Annotated in this window: 9 protein-coding genes; 7 read left to right on the forward strand and 2 right to left on the reverse strand. The window is 56.3% G+C overall.

Features of this window, described 5'->3' with window-relative positions:
* The first annotated feature begins 112 nt into the window (after positions 1 to 112).
* The gene (locus M7F93_RS06015) at positions 113 to 1330 is read left to right on the forward strand and encodes an MFS transporter (RefSeq protein ID WP_298170601.1); all 1218 of its coding nucleotides are present in this window, start codon (positions 113 to 115) and stop codon (positions 1328 to 1330) included.
* 115 nt (positions 1331 to 1445) lie between these two features.
* On the forward strand, positions 1446 to 2270 hold the full coding sequence (locus tag M7F93_RS06020; RefSeq protein ID WP_298170603.1) for an energy transducer TonB: 825 nt from the start codon (positions 1446 to 1448) through the stop codon (positions 2268 to 2270).
* Positions 2271 to 2348: 78 nt separating this feature from the next.
* Here the strand turns inward: M7F93_RS06020 and trxA are convergent, their stop codons facing one another.
* Positions 2349 to 2723, reverse strand: coding sequence for a thioredoxin (trxA, locus tag M7F93_RS06025; protein ID WP_298170604.1), 375 nt, complete (start codon positions 2721 to 2723; stop codon positions 2349 to 2351).
* A 159-nt stretch (positions 2724 to 2882) separates the two neighbouring features.
* Between trxA and xseA the strand changes: the two genes are divergently transcribed.
* Positions 2883 to 4223: an exodeoxyribonuclease VII large subunit gene (gene xseA, locus M7F93_RS06030; protein WP_298170605.1), complete on the forward strand. Its 1341-nt coding sequence runs from the start codon at positions 2883 to 2885 to the stop codon at positions 4221 to 4223.
* Between the two features lie 244 nt (positions 4224 to 4467).
* Here the strand turns inward: xseA and M7F93_RS06035 are convergent, their stop codons facing one another.
* Positions 4468 to 4923, reverse strand: a complete 456-nt coding sequence (locus M7F93_RS06035) for a DUF4168 domain-containing protein (protein ID WP_298170606.1) — start codon at positions 4921 to 4923, stop codon at positions 4468 to 4470.
* 583 nt (positions 4924 to 5506) lie between these two features.
* Here M7F93_RS06035 and M7F93_RS06040 point away from each other — a divergent pair.
* The 4 genes from M7F93_RS06040 to M7F93_RS06055 form a co-directional block, all read left to right on the forward strand.
* Positions 5507 to 7126 (forward strand): APC family permease, encoded by a 1620-nt coding sequence (locus tag M7F93_RS06040; protein WP_298170613.1) that lies wholly within the window; start codon positions 5507 to 5509, stop codon positions 7124 to 7126.
* Between the two features lie 206 nt (positions 7127 to 7332).
* Positions 7333 to 7845: a peptidylprolyl isomerase gene (locus M7F93_RS06045; protein ID WP_298170616.1), complete on the forward strand. Its 513-nt coding sequence runs from the start codon at positions 7333 to 7335 to the stop codon at positions 7843 to 7845.
* Between the two features lie 40 nt (positions 7846 to 7885).
* A complete protein-coding gene (locus M7F93_RS06050; protein ID WP_298170618.1) occupies positions 7886 to 8623 on the forward strand; it encodes a UDP-2,3-diacylglucosamine diphosphatase in 738 nt (245 codons plus the stop codon).
* 31 nt (positions 8624 to 8654) lie between these two features.
* Positions 8655 to 9981: cation-translocating P-type ATPase (locus tag M7F93_RS06055; RefSeq protein WP_298170620.1), on the forward strand; the 1327-nt coding region annotated here is incomplete at its 3' end.

Consider the following 9981-nt stretch of genomic DNA (forward strand, 5'->3'; position numbering starts at 1 on the left):
CAATTAAACACTAGGCCCAGTCCTCGGGGCAAGGGATAACGAAGATTCAGACTGGACGGTACGTTCGCCAGACCCTAAAATCCGTGCCGTCCATATCTTAAAGGCTTCAGCCATGTTTCTGCAAAAGGTCGGTAGTGCTCCGAGCGCAGCCGGCGATGTCACCCGCTTCGAGGTGCTCGGCGCCATCAGCGTGTCACATTTTCTCAATGACAGCATTCAGTCGCTGATGCTGGCGGTGTATCCGCTGTTCAAAAGTAATTTTGACTTGAGTTTTGCGCAGATCGGGTTGATTACCCTGGCCTATCAGTTGACCGCATCCATCATTCAACCGTTGGTCGGGCGTTTTACCGATCGCCACCCCATGCCCTATTCATTGCCCTTCGGCATGCTGTTTACCTTTGGCGGACTACTGTTGCTATCCGTGGCTCCGAATTATGAAGTGCTGTTATTGGCGGCGGCGTTGGTGGGCCTGGGTTCATCGGTATTCCATCCTGAGTCCTCGCGGGTGGCGCGGATGGCCTCTGGCGGGCGCCACGGGCTGGCGCAGTCCATCTTTCAGGTGGGTGGTAATGTGGGCTCGGCGGTAGGTCCATTGCTGGCCGCCTTTATCGTCATGCCTAACGGTCAACACAGCCTGTCGTGGTTTTCACTGGCGGCGTTACTGGCCATCGTGATTCTTTCTTTCGTGGGGCGCTGGTATCAGCATCAGCACCGTCAGCCCAAAAGGCCAACGGCAAAGATCGTGGCGCCCTTGCTGCCTCCCAAACTGGTGCGACGCAGCATGATCATTCTGGTCGCGCTGATGTTCTCCAAGTTTCTGTATCTGACCAGCATCAGCAGCTACCTGATTTTCTACCTGATGCAGCGCTTTCATATCGTGACGCAGGAAGCGCAGATGCACCTTTTCATTTTCCTCGCGGCGGTGGCAGCGGGAACATTGATGGGTGGGCCGATTGGTGACCGGATTGGCCGCAAGAAGGTAATTTGGGTCTCTTTGCTGGGGATCGCGCCCTTCACTCTCACGCTCCCTTATGTGGGCCTGACGCTGAGCGCTATTTTGACGGTGATCATTGGTTTCCTGCTCGCGTCGGCCTTCCCCGCTATTGTGGTTTACGCACAGGAGCTGGTACCCGGCAAGGTCGGGACCATTTCCGGCCTGTTTTTCGGGCTGGCTTTTGGGTTGGGCGGCGTGGGTGCCGCATTGCTGGGGGAACTGGCGGACGTCTGGAGTATTCAGGTGGTGTATCAGATATGCGCTTTTCTGCCCTTGCTCGGTGTGCTGGCCGCATTTCTACCCCATATCCCCAGTGTGCAGAAGCAGGCGGCCTGAGTGCGGTGCACCGCCTTTACTCAGGGCGATCGATGATTCAAGCTTATGGCCCAGTACCCGCGGAGCGTGGGCGATTTGAATTGCGTGGGGCGGCGTTGCCGCGAGGTTAGGACGATTGGCCATCGCTGAACACAAGTTTTATTTTCTGGTTCCCGAAGAAAAACCCCACTGGAGCGAGGGCTTGCTGCCCTGGCTGCTGCTCTCTGCCCTGCTTATGGCAGCGGGTATTTTTTTCTTTGTCCATATTCAGAAGCCGAAAATGCAGTCGTTACCGAATCAAACAACGGTCCACAAGACCTTCCACATCATGCCGAAACCCATTCGGCCCCAAGCGCCCAGTCCAACCACGCCACGAGTCGTGCCCCCCAGCAGGCCGGTAGTAGTGCCACATCGGGTTGCACCGACCGTACGTCCGCAGCCCAGCTCGCGACCCGTGCCACAACCCCGCCGTGTCCCGGCGCGGGCACATCCGCTGCCGCAGCGGGTGTCACCAGAGATGACACCGGTATCTCCCAGCGCGCAACCTTTGCCGCATCTCAGCATCGGCAGGCTGGAACAACAGATGGATCAGGTGGCCCGTGCCGCAACGGCCAGCCCGCCATTACCGAAGTTCGAGAATCCGAAAGGACCAGTGGCAAATTTTTATATCGCCGGATGGATACAGAAACTGGAGCGGATCGGCGATCTCAATTACCCGGGAGAGATGGTCGGGCAACTCAAGGTCAAAGTAGTACTGAATCCGCAAGGAGGTCTTGAACATATCATTATGGAGCAGTCGTCGGGGAACAAGGCCCTGGATGCGGCAGCGGAACGGATTATTCGGCTCTCCTTCCCATATATGCCGTTCTCAAAGCAGCTCGCGGAGCAAACCCGTAAAATAGAAATTCCGCTGAACATGCATTTTCTGGGGGTGCGGCATGTGTCGGCCGGGGGGGGTTAATCTCATAAGGTAATCGCTTTGCCCGGCCGGTTCTCTGCTTTAGATTTGCAGGCTCCTGGATCAGCGCAAGAGAGGTGCTCAGTGCGTCGTCACGTCCGGCTGATCGGTAATTTCTGCGCGGACCTTGTCCATATCCAGCGCCAGCGCCTGCTGAATGACTTCCTCCAGCGCCCTGGCAGGCAGTGAACCTGCCTGCGAAAAAATCCCGATCTGCTGACGGAAAACGGTCAGCGTAGGAATGGAGCGAATCTGGAAAGAGCCAGCCAGCTCCTGCTCCGTATCAGTATCGACCTTGCCAAAGACGATATCCGGATGTCTTTCCGCAGCCGCCTCAAAGGTGGGGGCAAAAGCCTTGCAGGGCGCGCACCAGGAGGCCCAAAAATCGATGATTACCATATCGTTGCCGCTGACAACGGCTTCAAAATTGTCTTGCGTGAGTTCTATTACGGCCATAATGACTCCTTTTAAGGTGGGCGTTCGCGCAGAAATGCGCTAAACATGCGGGACCATCCCGAATGCTAGAAAAATGTATTATGCTGACCTTAAAACGCGGAGGGTAACAGGGTCAAGAGATCCTGATCTTCCTCCCACCATCCATGATGAGAGTATGCTATGACCATTGGTAATTCGCAGATCCCGATACTTACCGTCAGCGCCCTGAACGGTGCTGTTCGCGAAATTATCGAAGGGAATTTCCCGCTGTTAAGGGTGGAGGGTGAACTCTCCAACTTCAGCAGCCCCGGATCGGGACACTGGTACTTTTCACTGAAGGACGCGCGGGCGCAGGTGCGTTGCGCCATGTTCCATCAGCGTAATACCTATACCCGGATACAGCCGCGCAATGGCATGCAGGTGCAGGTGCTGGCTCAACCGACCCTGTATGAAGGACGAGGTGATTTTCAGCTGATTGTTGAGCAATTACTGAATGCTGGTGAGGGCGAGTTACAGGCGCGTTTTGCAGCGCTCAGAGAGAAACTGGCGACTGAAGGGCTTTTTGCGCCGGAGTTGAAGCGGCCGCTCCCCCGCTGGCCACTACGTGTCGCAGTGGTGACCTCAACAAGCGGAGCGGCGCTGCATGACATCCGGGTGACGTTGGCGCGGCGCTGGCCGATGCTCGCGGTAATGGTTTATCCGGTGCTGGTGCAGGGCGATCAGGCAGCAGCACAGATTTGCACGGCGCTAGGCCGCATCGCCCGCCGACAGCAGGAAGACGTGGCGATCCTGGCGCGTGGCGGCGGCAGCGCGGAGGACCTGTGGTGTTTTAATGAAGAAAGCGTGGCGCGTGCGATCCGTGCCTGCCCGGTGCCGGTGGTGACAGGCATTGGTCATGAAATTGATTTCACCATTGCCGACTTCGCCGGCGATCTACGGGCGGCAACCCCCACCGCGGCGGCTGAAGCGGTTAGCCCCGACCGCGCTGAGTGGTTGCCGCAGGTGCAGGCACAACGCCGACAACTGGAGCAATCCATGCAGCGCACGCTGCGGGACACGACCCAGCGTCTCGACTATTTGCGACTGCGCCTTCGTCATCCCGGCGAACGGGTGCAGGATGCTGAGCGTCGTTTGGGTATGGCACGTGAAGCCTTGCGGCAGGCCATGCGGCGGCGGCAGGCCGAATGGAGCGAACGGCTGCTGGTTCTCCAGGCGCGGCGTTTGCGGCAAGACCCGCGCCAGCGCTTGCAAAGCCTGAATGAGATGTTGGAAACCCGGCGTGCCGCGCTGATTCTGGCGATAAATAAGCTGCTGGTCAGCGCCGAGGCGCAACAACAGCAGCAGGTAACGGTCTTACGCCTACTGGATCCCTTGGCTGTTCTACAACGTGGTTTTGCTGTCCTTCGCGACGAATCCGGCAAGGTTATTTTTGGCAGCAAGTCTGTCGCGGTGCATGCGCAAATCAGCGCAACCCTGGCGCGGGGCACCCTGGTCTGCGAGGTCGTCAAAACAAGTGATTAGCGCGATACCATTGTGCTGCCAGACAACGCGCCACCTGACAGTGACGCGCGAAAGACGAGCCGGAAGAAGCAGAACCAGTAGCATCTTGGTACCAATTGGCATTGATTCTATTCCTGCCAAAAAGCCACTAGCATTCATTCTTGGCATAAGGCGGCGCGTAGGGTGTTCAAATTGCACACCCGCACGGATAATACCCGAGAGGCTATTACTGCTGACGACGCTTTTCAGACGGTAAGGAAAAACTCTATCCGCCATGCGCCTTTATTGCGGTTTCGACACGCTGTGCAAATGCTGGATCCGTTTGCGCCTTTTTTATCAACGTCTCGTAAGCAACCGGTGAAAGATGATTCTTCGCCAAGACTGTTTTAACCTTCTGGGTGTATGTCTTAATCAATTGCTGATGCTGGGTCTGCGTCATTTTTTGCGTAGCGAGGTCACGGTGGACCTCTCGGTTAATCGGTTGGACTGATATGATCGCCGCCGCAAAATGATGTAACTCGGCGTGTCCCACCTTGGGTCCTGGTGGCTGCACCGACATCTTGGGCGCAAGGGTGCCCTGACCCGACTGCATAGCCGGACTCGAAGGTTGTTGCTGTGTGGCCATAGGACTACCCATACTTGCGAGAGCCAAGGTACTACCACAACCAAAAACACCTACCCCCAACAAAATGCGAAGTGTCAAATGCTTTTGCTTTCTCATAAATTTGTTTCTCCTAATCTTAGGTTTGTGAATAACTATTAACAGAATTCCGCTAACATGAGCAAAGATAACGACGTGGTTACATATCACACCGACCTTCACATGAAACGTACCGTAACATGTTTTTTTTGTGGTGCCAACCATGTGCGTACCTGAATAAATAGTTGCACTTATGACAATTTTTTGTTGCCCTATTTCCACGTCACAGCACAAATTCATAACGCACACCTAATAATTTATAAAATTAATAATGTTACTGATTGTTTTGACACTTGCTTAATGGCATACAGAAGCCCAATGCCACTCTTTGTTTATCGTATAGTTATCATATAAATATACATCTGGCCTGAATGAGTTTATTTTTATTGTTTCGCATACTGGAGTGGCGGATGCGCAACACTTATAATAGCCGATACTATCAATGATAGCATTGCAATTAACCAACTGGTTGACATGAGCAAAACCCTCCTGATAGGGTGGAGACTGCGCAGCAATTGAGTGATGCACATGCAGTTGGGTGTTTCTATGACGCGCACTTTCTGACTATTCGCACTGTGATACGTATTGCATTCCAGGAAAAATAATGGCACCCATAAAACCTCCGACCACAAAAAGCAAACTGCGGCGAGAAGGCTCTCTGCAAGGGGTGATATTGGCGTGCGTGGGCGCTTCAATTGGTTCCGGGTGGCTGTTTGGACCACTGTATACGGCACAGCAAGCAGGCCCCTACGCGGTCGGTTCATGGATGATCGGCGCCTTCTCCATCCTTTTGCTGGCGCTAGTTTTTGCCGAACTTGGTCCGCTGATTCCCCGGGCGGGTGCAGTGGTTCATCTGGCCCATGTGGGCAACGGTCCGATCGTTGGTCATATGTGGAGTTGGATTCTCTTTCTCTCTTACGCCACCATCGCGCCCATCGAAGTTACGGCTATACTGACCTACGCTAATAATTACCTACCGGGATTGCTGCTGCAGCATTCTGACCTGCTCAGCGTCAAAGGTTTCGCCGTCGCACTAGGATTACTCGCCTTCTTTGTTGCCATCAATTTTCTGGTGGTGCGCTGGGTTTTGAAAATCAACAATGGCGCTACCTGGTGGAAAATTTCGATTCCTGTGCTGACGATTGGGGTGTTGCTCGCCACATCGTGGCACCCAGGTAATTTCGTAGTGCATGCACAGAATGCAACGGCTGATTTTCACGGGATGTTCGTTGCCGTGGCCACCGGCGGTGTGATTTTCAGCCTGCTGGGTTTTCGTCATGCTATCGACCTGGCTGGAGAAAGTAAAAATCCGAAACGGGATGTACCGATTGCCGTTATCGCATCTGTCTTGATTGCATCGGGAATTTATATCGCTTTACAGGTAGCTTTCATCGGTGCGATACATCCTGCCGATTTGGCGGCGGGAGGCTGGCAACACCTCCATTTTTCTGGGATCAACGGCCCCTTTGCCGCCCTTGCCGCTGCGGTGGGGGCTGGTTGGCTGGCGGTGCTTCTGTATGTCGATGCATTTGTGTCACCGGGTGGGACCGCATTGATTTATACCACCACCGCAGCCCGGGTTGCCCTGGCGACCGCAGATACCGGGGCGGCACCCAAGTGGGTGGCACGCATCAATCGGCATGGGGTTCCCTGGGCCAGCCTGATTTTGCTGTACTTTGTCGGCGCGGTGTTCTTTTTTCCGTTTCCCTCCTGGCAGAAAATGGTAGGTTACATCGCTTCTATGACGGTACTGTCCTATGTCATCGGACCCATTGCACTGATTCAGTTGCGCCGGGCGATGCCTGACCTGGAACGCCCCTTTCGCTTGTGGGCGGCACCAGTTATCGCACCCCTCACCTTCGTCGTGGCAAGCTGGATCGTGCTCTGGTCGGGCCTGAACACCCTGAATTTTATTTTCGGCACTTTGTTCGCCCTGTTAATCCTTTATGCCCTCACCGGCATCTGGCGGACAGGACGATGGTCCGCAATGGGATGGCAGTATATGTGGTGGATTATTCCCTATTTTCTGGGTTTGTGGGGAATCAGCTGGCTGAGCCCGGCGGTTCTGGGTGGAACGGGGGTGCTTGGATTTTTCCCCGGCATGGCGGCAGTGGCCATTTTGAGTCTGCTGATATTTTATGTGGCAATTCATCAGGCAGTAGCGGATAACACCATGAGGGCCTACATGCACCATTTCAGAAAGCGGGATTCCAGCGCACCATGAACAAGGCATTTTTCGCGGCTGCCGCAGATGCGGGCTTGACTCTACCTCCCACAACACATCCCAACGACTGGGTTATAACGCTGGGCAGGGGAGCTGGGTATCGACAAGGCCCGCTCTGTCGCTTTACTCTTGGCCTTCGTCGCCGCTGGCCTGAGTGGTGAATTTTTCTAGCAGGGCGCTAGTGCCCTGAATTCTGAGGAGTGTTCATGGCAAATCCGCAAGTAGTGCTGCGCAGCAACAAGGGTGATATCGTCATTGAGCTGGACGCCGACAAAGCGCCCAACACCGTCGAGAATTTTCTGAAGTATGTCGATGAGGGTTTTTTTGACGGCACCATCTTTCATCGCGTTATACCCGGCTTCATGGTTCAGGGCGGCGGTTTTACGGCGGACATGCAGCAGAAAAAGGTCCATGCGCCCATCGCCAATGAGGCGGAGAATGGTCTGAAGAATGCGAGGGGCACGCTCGCCATGGCACGGACCAATGATCCCCACTCCGCCACCGCGCAGTTTTTCATCAATCTGACAGACAATGATTTCCTCAACTTCAAGATGGCCTCTGGATCAGGCTGGGGTTATGCCGTTTTTGGGGAGGTCATCAGCGGGATGGATGTGGTAGACGATATCGCCAAGACCCCGACCGGTAACCAGGGCATGCACCAGGACGTTCCCAAGGAGACCATCTCCATCGACAAGGGCGAGCGTCTGCCTGCGGCCTGAGTCTATAACGGTGCAGGGTGCAGACCTTGGTAATGGCCCCGTGCTGTTTATTTCTGACCTGCATCTGTGCTCCGCACAGCCCGCGCTGACCGCCCTCTTCCGCCATTTCTGCGCACACGAGGGTCGGGCTGCACGGGCTGTTTTTATTCTGGGTGATCTGTTTGACTACTGGGTGCATCGAGATCAGGCGGTGGCGGCTCCTTATGCAGAAATCCTTGTTCTGCTCCATGAACTGCATAAGCAGGGGACAGCCATTTATCTCATGGTCGGTAACCGGGACTTTGCCCTGGAAGCCGACTTTCTGGCACAGTTCGGAATTATCGCCCTGCCTGACCCAGCGCTACTGCAACTGGGCGATCAGCGTATCCTCCTGACCCATGGTGACTTGCTGTGCAGCGACGATCATCGTTATCAGCGCTTTCGCCGGGTAATTCGCCATCCGCTGACCCGCCTGACGCTGGGACGCCTGCCTTATGCCTGGCTCCAGCGTATCGCCCGCGGATTGCGTCGCGGCAGTAACCGGGAAGTGCGGGCCAAGGCACCAGCCATAACCGATGCCAATCCGCAGACCATCGTCGCCGCCCTCCACGGGGATGGTGTTTTCGCGCTGGATGGTGCCGCTTATGACATATTGATTCACGGCCATACCCATCGCCCCGTTTGGGAGCAGCATCCGGAGGGACGGCGCATGGTGCTGGGTGCCTGGGGTGCCGATGGCGCGCAAATCGGGCGCTGGGAAAACGGCCAATGGTCCTTGCAGCTACTGAGTCCACCGTAATTTCTGCTTTTGCGCGACCGGAGGGATCAACATGGACGCCACGGAGCATGATCCAATGGCATGCGGTCTGAGCAGCGCTGCGGCCTCGGCGTTGCAGCAACAGTACGGGCTCAATCGTCTGTCCGCGGCGCATGCGCCGCGCTGGTGGCAACAACTGCTGGCGCAGTTTCGTAACACCCTCATCGCGATTCTGCTGGCCGCTGCACTGTTATCGCTGGTACTCGGACATCTGGTAGACGGCGCGGTCATCGGCGCGGTGATCCTGATCAACACCATGCTCGGCTTTATTCAGGAGAACCGCGCGGAGAAAGCCGTGCAGACACTGCAATCTTTTCTCGCCCCGCAGGTGTTGGTCTGTCGCGATGGCGCCTGGCAACAACTGCCCGCTGAAGCACTGGTGCCCGACGACTGGGTGCGGGTAGAAAATGGTGCACGTATCAGCGCGGACATGCGGTTGCTGGAGGCGCATGCCCTGCGGGTGGACGAATCCCTGCTGACGGGGGAGTCCGTCCCGGTGGATAAAACCACTTCTGGCGACGCGGGCGAGTTACTGCTGTGGGCCGGAACGCTGGTGACCGGGGGAGATGGTGTTGGTCAGGTGACCGCCACCGGCAGCGCCACCGAAATAGGCCGTATCCACCAACTCATGGGAACTACCCTGACCATGCGCTCGCCTCTGCTGGAGCGCATCAGCCGTTTGTCTCGGACTCTCGCCTTCATCGTAGTTCTTCTGGCAGCCATCGCGGCGGGTATTGCCTGGTGGCGGGGCGAGGCGCTGGAATTCGCCCTGCTCGCCGCCATCAGTCTGGCGGTAGCCATTATTCCCGAGGGGTTACCAGCGATAATTAGTGTGACCCTGGCGCTGGGCGTGCAGCGTATGGCGCAACGCGGCGCCATCGTCCGCCAGTTACCGGCAGTAGAAACCCTGGGCACGGTTACCGTCATTTGCACCGACAAAACGGGCACCCTGACAGAAAATCGTATGACCGTGCAGGAGCTAGCCCTCGCCGATGACTCCCCCGCCCTGCTGCAACGTGCTCTGCGGGTCATGATTTTGTGTAACGACGCCCAGCTACGCAACGATAAGAGCGGTATTGGTGACCCTCTGGAACAGGCTCTGCTCCGCTATGCGGGCACGCATGGTGCGGACGTCGACGTGTCGCAGATGGAATCTCCGCGGGTGGATGCCCGGCCTTTCAGCCACGAGCAGCCCTTCATGGCGACGCGCCACAGCGACGGCATCGCCATTAAAGGTGCCCCGGAATGGGTCCTGCAGCGCTGTCAGCGGATGGCGACCGCCAGCGGGGTGGCGGAAGTCGATCCGGCCTATTGGCACAAAGTTATTGCGGACATGGCGA

Source organism: Acidithiobacillus sp. (assembly GCF_027322205.1).
Taxonomy (GTDB): Bacteria; Pseudomonadota; Gammaproteobacteria; order Acidithiobacillales; family Acidithiobacillaceae; genus Acidithiobacillus.

What these genes read in the sequence shown, in the direction of transcription:
- M7F93_RS06015 (WP_298170601.1), top strand. Translation starts at nt 113, where the DNA reads ATGTTTCTGCAAAAGGTCGGTAGTGCTCCGAGCGCAGCCGGCGATGTC.
- trxA (WP_298170604.1), bottom strand. Translation starts at nt 2,723, where the DNA reads ATGGCCGTAATAGAACTCACGCAAGACAATTTTGAAGCCGTTGTCAGC.
- xseA (WP_298170605.1), top strand. Translation starts at nt 2,883, where the DNA reads ATGACCATTGGTAATTCGCAGATCCCGATACTTACCGTCAGCGCCCTG.
- M7F93_RS06035 (WP_298170606.1), bottom strand. Translation starts at nt 4,923, where the DNA reads ATGAGAAAGCAAAAGCATTTGACACTTCGCATTTTGTTGGGGGTAGGT.
- M7F93_RS06040 (WP_298170613.1), top strand. Translation starts at nt 5,507, where the DNA reads ATGGCACCCATAAAACCTCCGACCACAAAAAGCAAACTGCGGCGAGAA.
- M7F93_RS06045 (WP_298170616.1), top strand. Translation starts at nt 7,333, where the DNA reads ATGGCAAATCCGCAAGTAGTGCTGCGCAGCAACAAGGGTGATATCGTC.